This window comes from Bacillus sp. Bos-x628, assembly GCF_040500475.1.
GTDB lineage: Bacteria > Bacillota > Bacilli > Bacillales > Bacillaceae > Bacillus > Bacillus maqinnsis.
Window position 1 is genome coordinate 1,369,486 of record NZ_CP159358.1, and the last position, 20,735, is coordinate 1,390,220.

17 protein-coding genes are annotated in these 20,735 nt (G+C 40.4%); 3 read left to right on the plus strand and 14 right to left on the minus strand.

The features are described 5' to 3' along the window. Positions 1-3: 3 nt before the first annotated feature. Positions 4-1,203: a globin domain-containing protein gene (locus tag ABVJ71_RS07155; RefSeq protein WP_353856269.1), complete on the minus strand. Its 1,200-nt coding sequence runs from the start codon at positions 1,201-1,203 to the stop codon at positions 4-6. Positions 1,204-1,385: 182 nt separating this feature from the next. Between ABVJ71_RS07155 and ABVJ71_RS07160 the strand changes: the two genes are divergently transcribed. Then, positions 1,386-1,817: an Rrf2 family transcriptional regulator gene (locus ABVJ71_RS07160; RefSeq protein ID WP_353856270.1), complete on the plus strand. Its 432-nt coding sequence runs from the start codon at positions 1,386-1,388 to the stop codon at positions 1,815-1,817. A 159-nt stretch (positions 1,818-1,976) separates the two neighbouring features. After that, positions 1,977-3,452 (plus strand): catalase, encoded by a 1,476-nt coding sequence (locus tag ABVJ71_RS07165; RefSeq protein WP_353856271.1) that lies wholly within the window; start codon positions 1,977-1,979, stop codon positions 3,450-3,452. A 163-nt stretch (positions 3,453-3,615) separates the two neighbouring features. Here the strand turns inward: ABVJ71_RS07165 and ABVJ71_RS07170 are convergent, their stop codons facing one another. Further along, entirely contained in the window at positions 3,616-3,999 is a 384-nt protein-coding gene (locus tag ABVJ71_RS07170) for a YqzG/YhdC family protein (protein ID WP_353856272.1), read from the minus strand. A 128-nt stretch (positions 4,000-4,127) separates the two neighbouring features. Here ABVJ71_RS07170 and ABVJ71_RS07175 point away from each other — a divergent pair, with 128 nt between their 5' ends. Beyond that, on the plus strand, positions 4,128-4,376 hold the full coding sequence (locus ABVJ71_RS07175; RefSeq protein WP_353856273.1) for a YhdB family protein: 249 nt from the start codon (positions 4,128-4,130) through the stop codon (positions 4,374-4,376). Positions 4,377-4,510: 134 nt separating this feature from the next. On the opposite strand, the gene ABVJ71_RS07180 is transcribed toward ABVJ71_RS07175, so the two are convergent. From ABVJ71_RS07180 to ABVJ71_RS07235, 12 genes are all read right to left on the minus strand, one after another. Continuing rightward, positions 4,511-5,161, minus strand: a complete 651-nt coding sequence (locus tag ABVJ71_RS07180) for a response regulator transcription factor (RefSeq protein WP_353856274.1) — start codon at positions 5,159-5,161, stop codon at positions 4,511-4,513. Beyond that, positions 5,158-6,303, minus strand: coding sequence for a GAF domain-containing sensor histidine kinase (locus ABVJ71_RS07185; RefSeq protein ID WP_353856601.1), 1,146 nt, complete (start codon positions 6,301-6,303; stop codon positions 5,158-5,160). Before ABVJ71_RS07185 ends, ABVJ71_RS07180 begins: the two co-directional genes overlap by 4 nt. Positions 6,304-6,537: 234 nt before the next feature. Further along, positions 6,538-8,283 carry a phospho-sugar mutase gene (locus ABVJ71_RS07190; RefSeq protein ID WP_353856275.1) on the minus strand — a complete coding sequence of 582 codons (1,746 nt, stop codon included), beginning with the start codon at positions 8,281-8,283 and terminating at the stop codon, positions 6,538-6,540. A gap of 185 nt (positions 8,284-8,468) precedes the next feature. Next, positions 8,469-10,130, minus strand: coding sequence for a glycerol-3-phosphate dehydrogenase (glpD, locus tag ABVJ71_RS07195; protein WP_353856276.1), 1,662 nt, complete (start codon positions 10,128-10,130; stop codon positions 8,469-8,471). A 139-nt stretch (positions 10,131-10,269) separates the two neighbouring features. Continuing rightward, complete coding sequence (gene glpK / locus ABVJ71_RS07200; RefSeq protein WP_353856277.1) at positions 10,270-11,766, minus strand: glycerol kinase GlpK; 1,497 nt, start codon at positions 11,764-11,766, stop codon at positions 10,270-10,272. A gap of 16 nt (positions 11,767-11,782) precedes the next feature. Beyond that, positions 11,783-12,598: an MIP/aquaporin family protein gene (locus tag ABVJ71_RS07205; protein ID WP_353856278.1), complete on the minus strand. Its 816-nt coding sequence runs from the start codon at positions 12,596-12,598 to the stop codon at positions 11,783-11,785. A 215-nt stretch (positions 12,599-12,813) separates the two neighbouring features. Then, on the minus strand, positions 12,814-13,371 hold the full coding sequence (locus ABVJ71_RS07210; RefSeq protein ID WP_353856279.1) for a glycerol-3-phosphate responsive antiterminator: 558 nt from the start codon (positions 13,369-13,371) through the stop codon (positions 12,814-12,816). Positions 13,372-13,687: 316 nt separating this feature from the next. Beyond that, on the minus strand, positions 13,688-15,028 hold the full coding sequence (locus ABVJ71_RS07215; protein WP_353856280.1) for an aspartate aminotransferase family protein: 1,341 nt from the start codon (positions 15,026-15,028) through the stop codon (positions 13,688-13,690). Between the two features lie 254 nt (positions 15,029-15,282). After that, positions 15,283-16,875: a PucR family transcriptional regulator ligand-binding domain-containing protein gene (locus ABVJ71_RS07220; protein ID WP_353856281.1), complete on the minus strand. Its 1,593-nt coding sequence runs from the start codon at positions 16,873-16,875 to the stop codon at positions 15,283-15,285. A gap of 651 nt (positions 16,876-17,526) precedes the next feature. Next, a complete protein-coding gene (locus ABVJ71_RS07225) occupies positions 17,527-17,946 on the minus strand; it encodes a VOC family protein (RefSeq protein ID WP_353856282.1) in 420 nt (139 codons plus the stop codon). A 373-nt stretch (positions 17,947-18,319) separates the two neighbouring features. Then, a complete protein-coding gene (locus ABVJ71_RS07230) occupies positions 18,320-19,858 on the minus strand; it encodes a bifunctional GNAT family N-acetyltransferase/carbon-nitrogen hydrolase family protein (RefSeq protein ID WP_353856283.1) in 1,539 nt (512 codons plus the stop codon). Next, the gene (locus ABVJ71_RS07235; RefSeq protein WP_353856284.1) at positions 19,842-20,540 is read right to left on the minus strand and encodes an HAD family hydrolase; all 699 of its coding nucleotides are present in this window, start codon (positions 20,538-20,540) and stop codon (positions 19,842-19,844) included. The genes ABVJ71_RS07230 and ABVJ71_RS07235 overlap by 17 nt, the downstream gene beginning before the upstream one ends. Between the last annotated feature and the right edge of the window lie 195 nt (positions 20,541-20,735).

Genomic DNA, 20,735 nt, shown 5'->3' on the forward strand with positions numbered 1-20,735 from the left:
GGTTTAGACGACTTCAATTTCTTTCGTTGATTGCCCGCCAAATGCCTCAAAGTGAAGATGCTGATCGTCAATTCCCATCTTTTTTAATATGCTGATCATGTCATTTATAAATGTTGGTGAGCCGCAAAGATAAAATTGACCTTTCTCTTCTCCAATAACTGATCGAAGGAATGGCTCATCAATACGGGTCGCCATTTTTTCCACCAGCTCAAATCCTGCACGCTGCTCAAATTGTTCGTTACAAAGGATGATTCGGCCATTGGAAGATGTCTTAAGAACCGTTTCAAGCTCTTTTTCAAAGGCAGTCACGTCCTCTAGGCGATCTGCATGGATCATTGTAAATGACTGATTGTTGGATGCAGCGGTTTTCATCAAACCAATCATTGGCGTGATTCCAGAACCGGCACTGATCAAATAAACAGGCTCCGTACTCTCTTCATTTAAGCAGAACATTCCCTGAGGCATACTCACTTGAAGAACGTCCCCTTCATTCATTTCATCATGTAAATATGTAGAAACATGACCAGCACGCTTGACTGTTATACGGTAATACGACGGGTGATATTGATCTGATAAACTGTATTGTCTGCTAGATACGTAAGTTTCACCTGGGATATCTACCTGCACAGTTAAGTATTGACCTGTTTGATACATTGGTAGCTCATCATCGTCTTCTGGCACTAAATAAAAGGAGATAAGGGATGGGGATTCTTGTATCTTTTTTTTGATGATAAAAGGCTTGGAGTCCGAAAAGCCGCCTCTTTGCTTCACGTTTTCTTTTATCATGTCTGCTTCAATTGTGATCAATACATTGGCAATGACGTCATATGCAGCTTTCCATGCCAATAATGTGTCATCCTCATCTGTTAAGCCAAAAACGTCTTTCATCGCCTCAAGTAGATGATACCCAACGATAGGATATTGCTCTTTTTTCACTTGTACACTGACATGTTTATGGGCAATTTGTTTCATTGCTGGCAGCAGCTCTTCTAATCTGTCGATGTGAAGTGCGGCTTGATATAGTATAGCGGCAAGTGCCTTTGGCTGACTGCCGTTCATAAGATTCGTTTTATTAAATTGATGAAGTAACTCTGGATGCTGTCTAATCATATTTTGATAAAAAACGGTAACAAGTGTTATTCCCTTGGCTTTTAGTAGAGGAGCTGATTGTTTAATCGTATTCATTTGCGCATTAGATAACATAGAAATTCCTTCTTTCAAAAGATGTATTTTAAATACATCTTAATCGTAATGGATGAGGGATTATAAAAGCAATATTTATAATACATGTTTTAAATGTTGTCACATTTAACACTTTTTCGACCAGTTCTTGTCCAAAATGTGGTACGATGATACAAAACTCTATTAGGTTTAGAGGTCGTCAAATGAAACTTACGAATTACACAGATTTCTCATTAAGGGTACTCATTTATTTAGCATCTAGAGAAAACAATGAACTGTCAAATATTCAGCAGATTGCAGATATCTATGGCATTTCTAAAAATCATCTGACCAAGGTGATTTACCATCTTGGAAAACGCGGGTATGTGGAAACAATTCGCGGGAGAAATGGTGGTATTAGACTTGGAAGAAGTCCAGAAAGCATCAATATTGGTGAAGTGGTCCGCTATACAGAAGATGATTTAGTCATGGTCGAATGTTTTAATCCCCAAAAAAACAGCTGTATTATCTCCCCCATTTGTTCATTGAAGCATGTTCTTCATGAAGCGCTCACCGCTTATTTATGTGTTCTTGACCAATACACATTAAAAGACTTAACACAAAACAAAGATGCTCTTAGAGAACACCTGCTTTAGACGGAAGAATTCAATTTCTTTCGTCTTTTTCTTTACTTTTTTGTAATAATAGTTTATTTAAAATTATTATAAATAAATATTGACTATCATGTTTGATTCAATATAATTAGGGTATATAGATTGTTAGAAACCATTTTTTGTTTACAGGAGGAGAAAAGAATGACAAATTCCAATCATACAAATTTGACGACGAACCAAGGCGTGCCTGTTGGCGATAACCAAAACTCCAGAACTGCTGGTCACCGTGGACCTTCATTTCTTGATGATTATCATTTGATCGAAAAGCTTGCACACTTTGATCGTGAACGTATTCCAGAGCGTGTCGTTCATGCAAGAGGTGCCGGAGCTTATGGTGTCTTTGAAGTCGAAAATAGTATGGAGAAACATACAAAAGCAGCCTTTTTAGGTGAAGAAGGGAAACAGACAGATGTTTTTGTTCGCTTCTCAACGGTGATTCACCCGAAAGGCTCACCTGAAACATTGCGTGACCCTCGCGGCTTCGCTGTCAAATTTTATACAGAAGAAGGGAACTACGATTTGGTCGGTAATAACTTGCCTGTCTTCTTTATTCGTGATGCGATGAAGTTTCCTGATATGGTTCACTCTCTAAAGCCAGATCCTGTAACAAACATTCAAGATCCTGACCGTTATTGGGATTTCATGACCTTAACACCCGAATCAACACACATGCTCACATGGCTGTTCTCTGACGAAGGTATTCCTGCTAACTACGCCGAAATGCGAGGTTCTGGTGTCCATACCTTTAGATGGGTCAACAAATATGGAGAAACCAAATATGTGAAATATCACTGGAGACCAGTAGAAGGTATTCGCAATTTGACTATGGAAGAAGCTGCAGAGATTCAAGCGAAAGATTTCCAGCATGCAACAAGGGATTTATTTGACCGCATTGAAAAAGGCAACTATCCAGCATGGGATTTATATGTCCAGCTTATGCCGCTTAGCGATTATGATGACCTTGATTATGACCCATGTGACCCAACAAAAACTTGGAGTGAAGAAGATTATCCACTTCAAAAAGTAGGACGCATGACGTTAAACCGTAATCCCAAAAACTTCTTTGCTGAAACAGAACAATCTGCCTTCACGCCAAGTGCACTTGTTCCAGGAATCGAAGCATCTGAAGATAAATTGCTGCAAGGCCGTCTATTCTCATATCCTGATACGCAGCGTCATCGTCTTGGTCCAAACTATATGCATATTCCGGTTAATTGTCCTTATGCTCCTGTACACAATAACCAGCAGGATGGCTTTATGACAACGACACGCCCAAGCGGTTCCATTAACTATGAGCCGAATCGTTACGATGATCAGCCAAAAGAAAACCCTCACTACAAAGAAAGTGAACCTGTTCTTCATGGTGATCGTATAGTGAGAGAAAAAATCGAAAAACCAAACGACTTCAAACAAGCGGGGGAAAAATATCGAAGCTATTCTGAAGAAGAGAAGCAAGCATTGATTAAGAACCTGACAGCTGACTTGAAAAATGTAAATGAAAAAACGAAATTACTTGCGATTTGCAACTTCTACCGTGCGGATGAAGATTATGGACAAAGATTAGCGGATTCACTCGGTGTGGACATTCGCTCTTATCTTCAAGGAAGCATGAAATAATGCTTTATTTAAGCCCTTTGTCATCTTTTCAGCGTGAAGTCTAGGAGGACCCGAGTACTTGTGCGGAGCGAATATGAAATTCGTGAGCACCAGCACGCATGATCTGACAACGAATGCGAGGGTTTGTCTACACGCTGGGCACCTCTATTTCAGAGGTGCTTTTTTATAGACGAAAAACATTGATACTGATTAAATGACCGGTCACAGGGTGAAAATAAATTTCAGCATGAGCTGCAAAAAGGGCTGAACCATTTTTGACAGTTACACGAAATACATCTTTTGTCTGCTCATCATTGACCTGTGTCCGTCCAATATAATGATAATCGTTTAATGATGCGCCTTCATATTCGTCTTGCAAGGCGGTATAAGCAATTTTTCCCATTTTTTCAACAGGTTGTCCGATCGCTTTTGATGTAGGATGAGTGATGAAACTGCCAAGTAAGATCACCCCTACTAGGAAAAGCATCCACAATTTCGGCCGCATGTTTTTATTGAACTCACTTTCATGTATATTTTGATTAGGTTTTGCCGAACAACTGCCTTTCATACATCCTTATTTTATTCAACCTATAATTGCCGGTACGCTTTTCATGCGGACTCCAATTTTTCCTTTGAGAAAGCCGATATAATCCGTGCAAACTAATGAGGACTTCTCAAGGGAAAGGAGAAGGTTTAATGAATGTGGCCGATTATGATAAGGCGCTTTATTACACGCATCGTTCGCAATGGGATAATTTACTTATTCTTATGGTACGTACGCAAGATGACTTGCTCTCTAAACGTATTGAGCATTTCCTTCATGCGTATCAATTTAATCGAAACGATGCAGATGTTGAAAAATGTTTAAATGGGCTACTGCAGTACATTGACCATGCTTCAGAGGTTGCCGCCTCCGACCTTTATTCAGAACCAATTTACACATAAAAAAAGCTGATGTTTCAGCTTCAGGCTGTTGAGGAAATCTCGACAGCCTGACTTTATGAGAATAAACTTCACATTTCGCTTTTTATCCATCTTTTTACATAAAAAATATTTCTTCAATTTGGTTCTGTATTCTTTTACAGCAATTCTTTTGGCTGGTTTTTTTGATATTCAACTGCATAAAGAGCGGCTTGCGTTCGGTCTGCAAGCTCTAGTTTCGATAACAAGTGCGATACATGCGTTTTGACTGTTTTCTCTGAAATAAAAAGAGATGTGGCAATTTCTTTATTGCTTTTGCCTTTTGCAATTTCAAATAAAACTTCTCGTTCTCTATTTGTCAGTTCTTTCATGAGCGCCCATTTCTGGTCCTGTGGGTCAGTAATATGCTGCACGAGAAAGCTCGTAATATGACCATCAAGCTGATACGTGCCATTTTGCACTTCAATCATTGTGGTGAGTAGCTTCTCTGGCGCCACATCCTTTAACTGATACGCTTTTGCACCAGCTTGAATAGCAGGAATGACATAATCTTTATCAGCATAGCTTGTGAGGATGACGATACGGGTTTTAGGCATTTCCGTCATGATTTGTTTAGTCGCCTCAATCCCGTTCATGATAGGCATAGATAAGTCCATCAGCACAATGTCAGGCTTTGTCTGCCTGACAACCTCAAGTGCCTCTTCTCCATTTGATGCTTCACCGATAATGTCGACATCAGGCTGTGTTTGCAAGAAAAACACCAGACCTTTTCTGACAATATGATGATCATCCGCAATGACTACTCTCATGACGATCCCTTCCTTTCTAGAGAAAATGGTACTTGCACATGGATGGTGGTTCCTTTATTCAGCTCAGAGTAGATATCAAATGTACCACCCATTCTTTGGATACGTTCAGCCATTCCTTTTAGCCCTAAAGAAGGAAGGTTCATTTGTTCATCATAATGAAAGCCTTTTCCACGATCAATGATTTTCATATCGAACGTCTCTGCAAATTGCTCGAGCTTGACTTCGACCTCATGAACACCAGCATGTTTTTGGCAATTATTCAATGCTTCCTGACATACGCGAAACAATGTCTCATGCTGAGCGTGATCAATTTCCATACAGCCTGACATAGATAATTTGCAGGTAAGTCCTAAAAGCTGTGCATACTCTTCAATGGCTGATGTGAACCCCTTCTCAAGTCCTCTTGGTCTAAGCTGCCAAATGAGTGAACGCATTTCAATCAGTGCATCCTGAGATAAATGTTGAATAAAATCAATCATTTCCCCTAGTTTTTGATCGCTTGTCATTTGACGCGCTGCCTTTGCAGTGAGACTAACTGAAAACAGCATTTGATTGACAGAATCATGTAAATCCTGTGCAAGCCGATTTCTTTCTTCCAGCAGTGCATGTTGCTGTTCCTTTTGAACTAACTTCATTCGCTGTATGGCGGTGCCAATTTGAAGCGCAATATTTTCAAGCAAGTTGAGCTCTTCTTGAGTAAATGTCACTTTGCCCTTTGCCGCCACATTTAATAAACCAAACGTACGCTTATATGCCTTTAGCGGTACTGTGGCATGATGAGTAATCCCTTCAGTATCTCCTAGATTGTTCTTGATGGCGGTTTCAATTCGTTTGCAGTTAATGATATTGGTAGCTGATTGAAGCAAGCCTTTTGTGTATCGATTGACACAGTAACAATCATTTTGGCACATCAATTGCTTTTGATGCTTCGCAAGTGCATCAGGTAATGAGACTTCTGCCATCAACTCATACGAGCCATCATCTTCTATAAAATAAATCCATGCTGTCTGAAAGCCCGTCACATCCATGAGCATATGAAGCACTTCATGAAGCGTGTCTTTCATTTCCATGCCTTCATTTAATTTTTCAGCAATTTCTTTTAACGTTTTTAACGTTTTGACCTTTTCTTTATATTCTCCCATGTTTTTTACCCGGCATATGCCGCCTCCTCTTATCATTGCTTTGATTATAACATGAGCGATCACTTGACTCTTTATCGAAAAGGATGATTTTTCCTCAGACTTTTGGATGAGAAAAAAAGCCATCATGTGCATGATGGCTTCAGATTGATGGGGCTATTTATGCGCAGCGTATGATACATTCGTGAGCACTGACGCTCAAGATCTCAAGTTTTGTGTATACGCTGTCTGCTTTCTTTATTTGGCTGTTTCTTCAACAATGTCATAAACGACTTTCATCACTTCTTCTGATAAGTGCTTTAGCTTCTCTTCACTATCTGTTAATGATTCACCTTTCACAGCAATATAAAATTTCACTTTAGGTTCAGTACCAGACGGTCTTAAGCAAAACCATGAGCCGTCTTCAAGGAAATATTTCAGCACATTTGATGTAGGCAGCTGGATGTCTTCTTCTTTTTTTTCTGTCATGAGGTGTCGTTTACTTGATTGATAATCCTCGATCACTGTAATGCGCTCACCTGCTATTGCAGTAGGCGGATTTGTTCTGAAGGTATGAAGTATCGCAGAGATTTGCTCCGCCCCTTCTTTTCCTTTTAGTGTCAGCGACTTTAGCCCCTCGCGGTAAAAGCCAAACTCTTTATAGATATCAATTAGCGCATCATATAATGACTTGCCTTGTTTTTTATAAAAGGCAGCGACTTCAACTGCTAGGAGAGCCGCTTGCACCGCATCTTTATCTCGGACAAAATCACCGATCAAGTAACCATAGCTCTCTTCATACCCGAATTGAAATGTGTATTCTCCGGTTTCTTCAAACTGCTTGATTTTTTCTCCAATAAATTTAAACCCAGTGAGGGTGTCAATCGTTTCTGCACCAAATGCTGTCGCAACAGCACGCCCAAGCTCACTCGTAACAATGGTTTTCATCACTACTGGATGAGGTGGCAACTGACCAAGTTTTTGTTTTTCAGATAGTAAATAATGAAGAAGAAGTGCACCTGTTTGGTTGCCTGTTAAGACAGTAAATTCCCCTTCATGGTTCCTCACAGCAATTCCAAGTCTGTCTGCATCTGGATCTGTCGCAATCAGGATGTCCGCATTTTGACGTTCACCGAGTTTGATTGCATATTCAAACGCCGCATGCTCTTCCGGATTTGGGGAAGTGACAGTTGAGAATTGCGGGTCTGGCTTTTCCTGTTCAGGAACAACCGTCACATGCTGGTAGCCAAGTGCTTTGAGCCCGTTTCGGACAGGTTTATTGGCTGTACCATGAAGCGGGGTAAACACCACTTTCACAAAGGCTTCCTCTGCAAGCTCAGGATGCACACATATGGTTTTTAACTTTTCAAGATAGGCTTGATCTATTTCTACGCCGATCATTTTGATCAGTCCTTTTTGTTTCAATGCCTCTTCTGTGTCTACTGAAATTGCAAGTTCGTTCTCAATGGCATTCACTTGCTCAATGACTTGATCTGCTTCAAATGGCGGCAACTGACCGCCATCCTCGCCATATACTTTATAACCATTATATTCAGGTGGATTATGGCTAGCTGTCACGACAATACCAGCAAATGCATTCAGCTCCCGAACAGCAAATGATAGTTCTGGTGTTGGACGCAGTTCGTCAAATACGTACGTTTGAATGCCATTTGAAGCAAGCGTTTTCGCTGCTTCCATCGCAAATTCAGGAGACTTATGGCGAGAATCATATGCAATGGCAACACCTCTTCTTTTTGCATCTTCTCCGTGTTTCCCAATATATGCAGCAAGACCAGCCGATGCTTTTCGAACCGTGTATACATTCATGCGGTTTGTGCCTGCACCAATTTCCCCGCGCATTCCTCCAGTTCCAAACTCAAGATTTTTGTAGAAGCAGTCTTCAAGAGTTTGATGATCGTCTCCATGTGCCTCTAGCCATTCTCTTAGCTCAGTATCTAGCTGCTTATCATTGATCCAACGCTCATAATTTGTATTCCAACTCATGGTCGTCCTCCCAGTTCTTTTCATCAATAAAATCACATCTACTGTTATTCTATATGGAATCGCAATGAATGTCATGCTATATCATTGGCACATTAACACAACAATGATCTAATTAAAAATACATTTCCCTACACGCTTTTATCAATGACAACAAAAAAAGCCGATAGAACACCGGCTCTTTTCTCTTATTCAGCATCAAGCGGTACGACGGCTTCATGGAACAACTGATCTAATTCTGTTTGATGTTTTTGTCTTGTCTCTTCATCCCAGCCAAAACGATCTGCCATATATTCCATGACTGGTTGTGCATAAGTTTTCGCCCATTTAATATTAAATAATAGGCTTCCTGTTCTTCTTAAGAAGAAGTCAACAGGTGTGACGGCCATTTCTTCTTCAATAGCATACACAAGCTCAGCCAATACATAAGGCGGGATGTTTCGTTTGTCTGCTTCGTCTTGAAGCTGCTCTACACGCTTGAAGATATTGCTGACATTTGAGCCGTATTTTTCGGCTAGTTTTTTTGCAATTGGTTCCGTTAAACCAATGGATGCACCTTCTGTCGTTTTTGCTTGGACAAAGGATGCCATATTTTTAGATCCGCCGACATGTCCGCCTGAGATTGGCATATGTTTTGTTTTACATGGTCCGTAATCTTTGCCAGTTTCTTTTTTGAGCTCATCACGTACAAGGTTCACGATGTGCTCAGCCATTTTGCGATAACCAGTTAATTTCCCTCCAGCAATTGTGATCAACCCTGAAGGTGATGTCCATACCTCATCCTTACGAGAAATTTCTGAAGGGTCTTTGCCTTCTTCATGAATTAGCGGACGAAGACCTGCCCAGTTGGATTCAACATCCTTTTCTGTAATGTTGAGGTCTGGGAACATGTACTGAATCGCTTGGATGACATAATCACGGTCTGCTTTTGTCATACGCGGATGCTCAAGCTGTTTTTTATACACAGTGTCAGTTGTGCCAACATACGTTTTGCCTTCTCTTGGAATGGCAAAGACCATCCGTTTATCTGGCGTGTCAAAATAAATCGCTTGTTTTAATGGGAAAACTGATTGATCGAATACTAAGTGAATACCTTTTGTATGCTGTAAGTGTTTCCCTTCATTGGAATGGTCCTTTTCTCTTAACTGATCTACCCACGGACCTGTTGCATTGACAATTTTCTTCGCATACACATCATACGTTTTATTTGTCATGACGTCTTCAATGATCACACCGATGACTTTGCCTTTGTCATAAATAAATTCTTTCACCTTCGCATAGTTGACAGCTTCTGCCCCGAATTTCACTGCCTCTTTCATGACTTCAATTGTGAGGCGCGCATCATCTGTACGGTATTCCACATAGTAGCCGCCGCCTTTTAGACCGTCCTTTTTCACAAGCGGTTCTTTTTCAAGTGTTTCTTTCGCACTGAGCATGCTTCTTCGTTCGCTATGCTTCACTCCTGCTAAAAAGTCATACACTCTCAGACCAATTGACGTTGAAAATTTACCAAATGTCCCGCCCTTATGCATCGGAAGAAGCATCCACTCTGGTGTTGTCACATGCGGTCCATTCTCATACACGATGGCACGTTCTTTGCCGACTTCTGCAACCATTTTCACTTCAAATTGTTTTAAATAACGCAAACCACCGTGCACCAATTTTGTTGAACGGCTAGACGTACCTGCCGCAAAGTCTTGCATTTCAGCTAAACCAACACGCATTCCACGCGAAGCCGCATCAAGTGCTGTACCAGCACCTGTAATACCCCCTCCAATGATAAATACATCATACGGTTTTTTTGTCATTTCCTGAAGCATCTGTTCTCTTTCCAAGCTAGAAAAAGTCATCTCTTGTTCCTCCCATGTTGTACGGTAAAGAAAAAGAGACCGCAAACACCCAAAGCGTATCACTACACTTCGGTGCATGCGGTCTCTCCAGTTCTCCAACCGTTCTATTAACTTACCCGTAGTATACCATACTTTTTGTTTATTTGAAAACTTGAGCTGCTTTTACAGCCTTTTTCCATCCGCTGTATAACGTGGCTCTTTTGTCTTCTTCCATCTTAGGTTCAAAGCGCTTGTCAAGGTTCCATTGTTTTGCAATGTCTGAACGGTCATTCCAGAAGCCGACAGCTATTCCCGCAAGGTAGGCTGCACCGAGTGCCGTTGTTTCATTAATTTCTGGACGTTCTACTGGTACATCCAGTAAATCACTTTGGAAGCCCATTAAGAAATCATTCTTCACTGCCCCGCCATCAACACGTAATGTTTTTAATGAGATATTTGAATCTTTTTCCATTGCATCTAAAACATCTTTCGTTTGATAAGCAAGTGATTCTAACGTTGCACGGACAAAGTGCTCTTTAGAAGTACCGCGTGTTAGACCGAATACAGCACCTCTTACATCACTATCCCAATATGGCGTGCCTAGACCAACGAATGCTGGAACGACATAGACGCCATCTGTTGAGTCAACACGCTTTGCATAGACTTCGCTGTCTTTAGAGTTTTTAAACATTCTGAGTCCATCACGTAACCACTGAATCGCTGAACCAGCAACAAATATACTTCCTTCTAAAGCATATTCCACTTTACCGTCAATGCCCCATGCAATGGTCGTTAATAATCCATGATCCGACTTAATTGCTTTTTCCCCTGTATTCATCAACATGAAACATCCTGTGCCATATGTGTTCTTCGCCATTCCTTCTTCAAAACAAGCCTGACCGAATAAAGCAGACTGCTGATCTCCCGCTGCTCCTGCAATCGGGATATTTTTGCCAAAGAAGTGGTAATCAGTCGTTTCACCATAAATGTGTGAAGATGGTTTCACCTCTGGAAGCATAGAAGCAGGTATGCCTAGAATTTCAAGTAATTCTTCATCCCATTTCAGTTCATAAATGTTAAACATTAATGTTCTTGATGCATTAGAATAGTCTGTCACGTGTGATTTGCCGCCAGTCATTTTCCAAATGAGCCACGTATCAATTGTTCCAAACAGCAAGTCCCCGTTTTCTGCTTTCTCACGTGCACCTTCTACATTGTCTAAAATCCATTTTACTTTTGTTCCTGAGAAATAAGCATCGATGAGAAGACCTGTTTTATTTCTAAATGTCTCACTATGTCCTTGTGCTTTCAGATCTTCACAAATGCCAGATGTTTGTCTAGACTGCCAAACAATCGCATTATATACTGGTGCGCCTGTATGTTTATCCCAAACAACCGCTGTCTCGCGCTGGTTTGTAATCCCGATACCTGCGATTTGGTCTGCTTCAATCCCTGATTCAATAAGGGCTGTTGAAATAACAGACAGAACAGAGCTCCAGATTTCATTTGCATTGTGCTCTACCCAGCCAGGGTTAGGAAAATATTGATTGAATTCTTTCTGTGCTGTATGAGCAATCTTTCCTTCTTTATCAAATAAAATTGCTCTTGAACTTGTTGTCCCTTGATCTAATGCAAGAATATATTTTTCTTTTGCCATGGTGTTTTTCCTCCCCTTATATGCTTTCATTGACTGATTGCGTTTGGTTTTTTGTAGTGAAATAGAGTCCTAACAATACCACAACTAAAATAGCGCTTACAATCCAAAAGGCTGGTGTGACGTTTGCTTTAAAGGCTGCATTGTAGAAAACACCGCCAAATGCTCCGCCTAAAATCGGACCAACTACTGGAACCCAAGCATATCTCCAATTAGATGGACCCTTACCTGGAATCGGCAGAATCGCATGAGCTATTCTAGGTCCTAAATCACGTGCTGGGTTAATCGCATAACCGGTTGTTCCACCTAAAGAAAGACCAATTGCTACAATTAAAAAGCCAACAATCAGCGGGTTCACCCCGTCTGCAAATTTATTTGCACCAATTGCCAATATCCCAAGAACCAATACAAATGTACCAATGACCTCACTTAGTACGTTCGCAAAGGTATATGGAATAGCTGGACCAGTTGAGAAAACACCAAGTTTTGCTCCTGGATCGTCTGTCGCTTTCCAGTGCGGTAAGTAATGTAAAAAGACAATAATAGCTCCGAGTAATGCGCCAAGCATTTGACCAACAATATACATTGGAACGTCAGCCCAAGGAAAACTCCCTTCTAATGCAAGACCAATCGTAAGCGCTGGGTTTAAATGTGCCCCGCTAATTCCACCGGTTGCATAAGCTGCAATCGCTACTGCAAATCCCCATCCGAAAGCGATGACAATCCAGCCGGACTGGTATGCGAACGATTTCTTTAAATTAACTGCTGCACATACACCGCCTCCAAAAATAATGAGTAGCATTGTACCTACGACTTCACCCCAAAATGGTGTCATAAAAATTCCTCCTCTGGTTCAGTTGCCATCCCCTATGAATGTGTAAAAAAAGATAAAGATAAAAGATCCACAACAAACATACTTTACATAAGGGTAAATTGTCACCTAGTAAAGCGTTGTTGTGGATCTCCGTTTCTCCATCACATTAGATTAACTTAGTGCTATAGTATCAGAGAGTGAAAACGTTGTCAATCAATTTTCACACTTTATCTTTTTCATTTTTGGAACGCTTTCCATAGCTCTATATTTGATGTGGTGACTGCTGTTGCTCCTGCCTCAAGCGCTCTTTCCACATCCTCCTTTGTCCGAATAAATCCCCCTGCAAATATTGGTATTCCAGCTCTTTCGCGTACTTCTGAAATTAAATCTGGCACTACACCTGGCAATACTTCAATAAAATCTGGGCGGTGCTTTCCGACGAACTCCATGCTTTTTTCCATCGCACTTGTATCAAGTAAAAACATTCTCTGAATGGCATATACTTTTTTTTGCTTAGCTTTTACTATGACAGAAGACCTAGTAGAAATAATTCCAGCTGGTTTCATCTCCTGACAAATAAACTCAGTTCCATATTCATCATGTTTGATTCCGTGGATTAAATCCACATGGATAAACATCTTCTTATTGTGTACATCTGCCTCTTTCATGATGCCCTTTAGCCGGCCTAAGTGTACATCAAGGAGGACCCCGTATGTAAATGGACTTTTCAAAAACTCTTCAAATTGCTTCATATTGCGAACAGCAGGTAGTATTGGTTGATCATGAAAACTCATATGCCGTCTCCTTCTTTTGTGAATTGGTCCAACCTTCTTTTTACAGTAATAGATAATTTCCGTTTTTTCAATACACATATTGTGTGCCCATTGGTCATTCAACATCATGGTTTGTACCAATCGTTGATCCTTGTCTATGAAGAATTCTCATATCAACAATCGTTCCGGATAACATAAGAATATTAAACAATGGTTTTAGTGAGAAACCCGAAAAAAAACATTGTGACTTTGTAAAGAATATGATCAATTGCTTTCTCTGATAAAAAGTGACATTCACACACGCTACTAACACAAAAAAGCAGAGAAACATCTCTGCTTATAGCTGGGCCATGCTTTCTTTTAATGTATTGATGATAAACGAGGCATCATCATCTGTGATACTAAGCGGCGGTGCGAGCTGCGCTACATTATTATAGCCAGCCACAGTATCACCATTTTTCCCAATGATGAGGCCGCGCTTTTTACATTCTGCGATCAATTGGCCGACGACACTCGCATCAGCAGGCTTTTTTGACTGCTGGTCTTCAACAAGCTCGATTCCAAATAGCAAGCCTTTTCCTCTTACATCACCAACGAATGGATACTCTTTTAATTCCTGCAAACGATCCAGCATGGCTTTACCAAGTGTTTCAGAGCGTTCAACTAAATGCTCATTTTCCATGATCTCAATATTGACAAGAGCAAGTGCACACGAAGCTGGATGACCTCCAAATGTATTCACATGACGCAGCCGGTCATACGTATCTTCACCTGCATAAGCTTCATATATTTCACGTTTTACACAGGTTGCGGAAAGCGGTAAATAGCCGCTAGTGATTCCCTTCGCCATTGTAATCATGTCTGGTTTTACCTCTTCATGCATAAAACCAAATCGCTTCCCTGTCCGGCCAAATCCGCAAATCACTTCGTCAACAATCAGCAGTGCTCCATGGGATTCACAAATGTCTTTCACCTTCTTCAAATACCCTTTTGGCGGCATTAATATACCGCCTCCCGTGATAATGGGTTCCATTATCACCCCTGCAATCGTCTCACTTAATTCCCAAGTCATGACTTGGTCAATGGCATCTGCACTTGCCAAATGATCTTGATCCTCGGGGTAGCGGTACAGATCAGGTGGTGCGACATGAATAAAGCCATGCCCTAATGGCTCATATTTAAATTTACGCTGCGCTTGACCTGTTGCAGCAAGGGCTGCTGCTGTATTTCCATGGTAGGATCGATAACGAGATATAAATTTTGTTCGTGTGCTTTCTCCCTTTTGCGCATGATACTGTTTTGCGATCTTAAATGCAGTTTCATTGGCTTCAGAACCACTGTTTGAAAAAAAGATGACATAGTCACCACCAAGCCATTCATTTAACTTTTCAGCAAGCTGTATCGCCGGTACGTGACTTTGTGTTAGCGGGTAATATGGCATGGTGGTTAATTGCTTGTACGCCGCTTCAGCAAGCTCCTTTCGGCCATAGCCGACATTCACACACCAAAGACCAGACATCCCGTCTAAATACTGATTTCCATGAATATCTGTCACCCATGCGCCATCTGCTTCATGAATGACCATACTTTCATTTTCTTTGTTTGTGCCTTTCATTTGATGCCAGATCAATTGATCGTCTTTTTTCTGAAGATTTTGAGCCTGCTCATGCATTTTCATCTTCCTACGCCCCCATGTATCCGTTTTCATCATAAAAGAAGCTTAGACGGTCCATAACATTGCCTCTCCATTCAGTATATGGAAGAAAAGCAAAGCATATGAAACTGAAACAAGACCACCTGAATCAGATTACCTATCATTTCTTCCCATTATAAAAAAGGGTACGGGCCGTTTACATTAGACAGATCGTCAACTGATTGAAAAGAATGATAAGACATTGTACTTGAAGTCTCGTCAGATCTAACAGAAAGCTGTTAATGCCGACTTCCTTGCAAGAATTCATAAGCCAAAATAGCAAATTCAATTGCCTGACGTTTCGGCGCTTGCATCATATCTTCACCAAGCAAGGCATGTAATTTATCAAGTCTATGATAAAGTGTTTGCCTGACGATATAGAGCTGGCTCGCTGTTTCTTTTTTAGAACCATTGGTTTGTAAAAATATGTTCAACGTTTGGAACAGTCTTCCATTATTTTGCTTATCATATAAAATAACTGGCTCTAAATACTCCTTCACCATACTTTCAAGCAGGCCGCTTTCTTTCATGACAGGCATTAACCGAAGCATATGCAAATCTTGATAAAATGGACTTTTCACACGATGCGGCATTACTTTCTTTAAATGAAGGACTTCTTTGGCTGTCTGAAAGCTTTTCCTCATATGATGAAACTGATCACAGTAAAGACCGATCCCAAAATTGATGACTGTCCCATTATGTTGCTCTCGCTCATATGACTGCCTCATTTCATTTGCCGCTTTCTCAGCGCGCTCTTTCCAATCCTCTATCTTCCTCGTATTCATTAAAATAAACAAGGTTTGTCCTTTATGTTCATAAGAAATCAAGTGAAAACCGGCACGCTGAAAGATGGTACGGCAAGATACGAGAAAATAAAGATTCCCTGCAATCTCTTCTATTTTATGGTTCTTTTGAAAGAGCATTACAACACAGCCTGTCGGTTTTTTCAGTCCTTCTGTTTCTTCAAGATGCTCTAAAATATCCCTTTCTGTATGCTCTTCATGAAACCATTTTTGCAGCCATTCGTTTTCTTTCGTCTTCTTCAGCTCTTCTGTATATAGCTCCCTAAGAATTTGCTGGGCAAGGGCATTCGCTCCTTTATCCATGACGAGCATTTCAAATTCTGAGAGTGTATTTGGTTCATGAATTAACACAAGGTTTGCAAATGTTTGTTTGAGTGCAAATACTGGCTTTTGGTACACTTGATAACCTTCTGGCAGTGAAGCATGTTGCAAATACGTCATAACAAGTTCTTCGGTTTGCTTTGATGAATCACATAAGATAATCGGCTCTCCTTGAACTGGAATTAATAAGAGAATCCCTCTCAGATGACGATACACTTGATCCAGAATGTCCATCTGCGGATGAGGTGTCAGTAAAAGTTCATTGAGCCTTGAAGATAATGTTTCTAAATCAGCCATCATTTGATACTGACGCTCAATCATCATCGTATGGATATGCTGTGTAATGTTGACGAACTTTACTTCCTTGGTAAACAGGATCAGAGGGAAGTCCCGTTGATCTGCATATTCAATCAAAGCTTCAGGCACATCATAACGAAGCGGAACAAATTCAATACATAAGCCTGCTGCACCTGAATCAATGAGCTGTTTTAAAAATTCTTTAAACACATCAAGCTGATCATGAAAAGCTGCGGCCGTTGTTAAAATGAGTTCGCCTCCATTTAACAAATCTTCTACAGCAGGCACTTCTAACACATGTACCCATTTCACTTCTCGAAACAGCCCCTTTTCCCCCGCTAACACCTTTGCATGAGTAAAATGCTTTGTTTTCAACACATCATTCACTTGGAAATGAACATCTACATTCATTCATAAGTTCCCCCTTTGTTTGCCATCCCCTATCCCAGAGGATGCATTGACAAAATCCATCATAATACAGTAAAGTGACAATACTCAGTATCGCACTGAGAAAAGTCGTGCTTGAGACAACCCTAGGTTTCGTTCGACATTGTACAGCCATGTTGTATTCGCTACAGTTGACATTGCTGTGACGAACATCATCATTTGTTTCACTAGATAAAGATCATCTACCGGTTTTTAAATCAAGTAAATCCAAATGCGATCATCCCCACTTGTTTAAATGACCCCAAGCATCATACCCAAATGAACATCATCGCTGTATAGATGCATCTCATGCAAGCAGAACGCCTGTCATCAATTCTTTAGGTAGCGAAATGTCAATCAACTGAAATAATAGACCAATCAGAGCCCCCTAACAACAGGCATGTGCAGTCATTTATAAGAACGACTTTTAGATGAAAGCAAGAAATGGTGACATCTCATATCAAGACTTTGATGAGAGCTTATGTATTCCAAAACCAATTGCCTTCTGCCCGATATCCCCAATCAGAAAAATTCCGAACAATGACAACTCCATGTCTATACTTTAATAGAAGAATTTCTTATTCTCTTCCCTTCGTCATAATCATACCACTGATAAACAATAAAAAAGAAGCACTCTTAGGAAAGACTGCTTCCCTTCTCCTCATCCATATAAAACACTTCCCACAAATGACCGTCGAGATCCTGAAAGCCCCATCCATACATAAAGTCATGATCCTGCTTCTCCTTAAACGGTGACCCTCCTGCTGCAATCGCCTTCTTCATCAGTTCATTTACCTCTTCCCTCGTATCTACCTGCAAAGACATGATGATTTCTGATGCGTTTCTGGCATCAACTAACTGTTTCTCTGAAATAAACTGGAAATGCTTATGAGAGATAAGCATGACAATCATCCTCTCATTGATGATCACACAAGCTACCTGATCATTCGAAAATCTCTGATGAAAATCAAAGCCGAGCTGCTCAAAAAAAGCCCTCGATGTATTCACATGTTTCACAGGCAAATTGATATACACATTTTTTGCTTGTCGCCCCATAGTCCTCCCCTTTCCGAACGAATTGTCTATTTTCAGTATATTCATCTTTTGCTACAGCATCCTTTGTTATATGAAAAAATCAGCGCTCCGCCTTATTCACCTTAATTTTACATAAATAAAAAATCATTGATGTTCTCAAACCTTTGTCTTTTTAAAAAACAAATGATGACTCTCACCATCCCTTCTTTCAATCGCATGTAATCCCTGAATGAAAAAAGCGCTTAGGAAGTAGATATATGCTGGATCTCTCATCTTGTCAGGTGTCCCTTTTTTCGCTGTCAAAGGCTTTGTCCACTTCGCTACACTGTCGTGTCGTTAAAGAACATGTAAAACCAAAACAAGCGCCTCGCATAAAACAAGGCGCTTGTTTTGGTTATTTTTTATATTCAATATGGTAGACATCTCTTCGACGGTCCTTCAATTGACGTACGGTTCCGTCCTGACGCTGCCTTCTTAAAATTTCTAAGTCGACATCACCAACAACGACCATTTCGATATTCGGATTACACTCACCCACAATACCATCTCTTGCAAATTCAAAGTCAGATGGTGCAAAGATAGCGGATTGTGCATACTGGACATCCATATTCTCTGTTTGCGGAAGGTTACCGACTGTACCAGAGATAACCGTATATATCTGATTTTCAACCGCTCTTGCCTGGGCACAATAACGGACTCTTAAATAGCCTTGGCGATCTTCGGTACAAAACGGAGTGAAAATAATTTTCGCCCCTTTATCAGCAGCAATACGTGCTAGCTCAGGAAATTCAATATCGTAGCAAATTTGAATAGCAATTTTACCACAATCGGTATCAAACACCCGGACTTGATCGCCACTTGAAATTCCCCACCATTTTCTTTCATTCGGAGTTATATGAAGCTTATATTGTTTTTCAATCGTACCATCACGTCTAAATAAATACGCAATATTGTAGATTTTCCCTTCTTCTTCAACAAAGTGTGATCCGCCAATGATATTAATGTTGTACTTCACAGAAAGGTCTGTAAACAAATTAATATAGTCCTCGGTATATTCGGTAATTCGCTGAACCGCAAGACTTGGTGATCTCTCTTCTAAGTAAGACATAAGCTGTGTTGTAAAAATTTCCGGGAAAACGGCAAAGTCAGCCGAAGCATCTGATGCCACGTCTACATAATATTCCACTTGATTCATGAATTCCTCAAAGGAGTGAATTTGTTTCATTGCATATTGAATGACACAAATTCTGACAGGGAAAGCCGATTTATAATACCGCTTTGACTGCGGGCGATAATCGACATTGTTCCATTCCATTAAAGTTGCATACGTGCTTGATGCTTTATCATCCGGTAAATAATTAGGATTAATCCGCATCAGACTAAACTCATTTAAAAGCTGGAATGATAAAACAGGATCATAAATTTTGTGCAGCATGACCTGTTCCACATACTGGCGAGGGGTCATTTCTTCTTGATATTTATGATAATTCGGAATACGTCCGCCAATGATAATGCTTTTTAAATTTAATCTTCTTGCTAGGTCTTTTCTTGCTTCGTATAACCGGTGTCCAATTTTCATGCGCCGGTACTCAGGGCTAACCATCACTTCAATCCCATACATATTCATGCCATCAGGATTATGATTGGTTATGTAACCATCATCAGTAATGTCTTGCCATGTATGACGATCGTCGTATTCATCAAAGTTAATTAATAAGCTTGAACATGAACCAATGATTTCTCCCTCAAATTCTGCACAAAACTGCCCCTCTGGAAAATGTTCGAGATGACTTTCTAAATGTTCTCTTTTCCAAGGATCCATCCCTGGGAAACATACCTCTTGCAATGCAATGATTCGGTCAATATCTTCTTTTCTAATATTGCGAATGACCATTCTTTTTTCAAACCGCGTTAAATCAAGCTTTTCTGTCATTGTTTCTTATGCCCCCTGACTGATCCTCTTTTTCAAGCTGATGGAATAGCTGGAGCAATTCGATTTCAGCCATTGATTCTAACCTGTAATCATAGTCTTCAAATTGAAGTGTGCTCGTCACTTTGTTTGGCACAATCACACATTTCATGCCCGCTCGTTTTGCTGCAATTAATCCATTTACAGAATCCTCAAAAGCTACACAATCCGCCGGCTCTACACCTAAACAACTTGCAGCTTGCAAATAAAGTTCTGGATTTGGTTTCACTTCCTCCACGTCATCTGACGTGCGAATGCATTCAAAATAATCAAAAAGACCAATTTGTTTTAGGTGATCAGACACCCATTTATAGTCAGAGCTAGAGGCAAGACCAATCTTAATCCCCAGCTCCTTTGCCCCTTCCAAATAAGCTTTCACTCCAGGTCTTGCTGATTCATTCAAGATTCTTTTTTGAAAACGGGTACGTCGGTCCGTTGTGAGCGCCTCATGATCCAATGGTGTACCGAGCTGCTTTTCCAAATACTCAAATGGTTTAAAGCCTGCTTGCGTGCCAATGACGTTGCCCCAAACAGAAAGAGGCAGCTCTGCCTTATGCTCTGCAAACATTTCCTGCAAAACCTCATATTCATGAGTTTCTGTATCTAAAATTAATCCATCAAAATCAAATATAATCGCCTTTACCAACGAGGCCACTCCTTTTTTTACGAAAGTCTAAAAAATGATACTCACTTTTATCATAACGCTAATAAAATTTACTTTCAAAGATGAATGTCTGCTAAAATGATGATGTAAAAAGGAGCCTGCAACGATTTGTCAGGCTCCTAACATGTTCTATTCATTCTGCAAGAGATCCAAGCGCTCCGATTCGTGGAGAATATG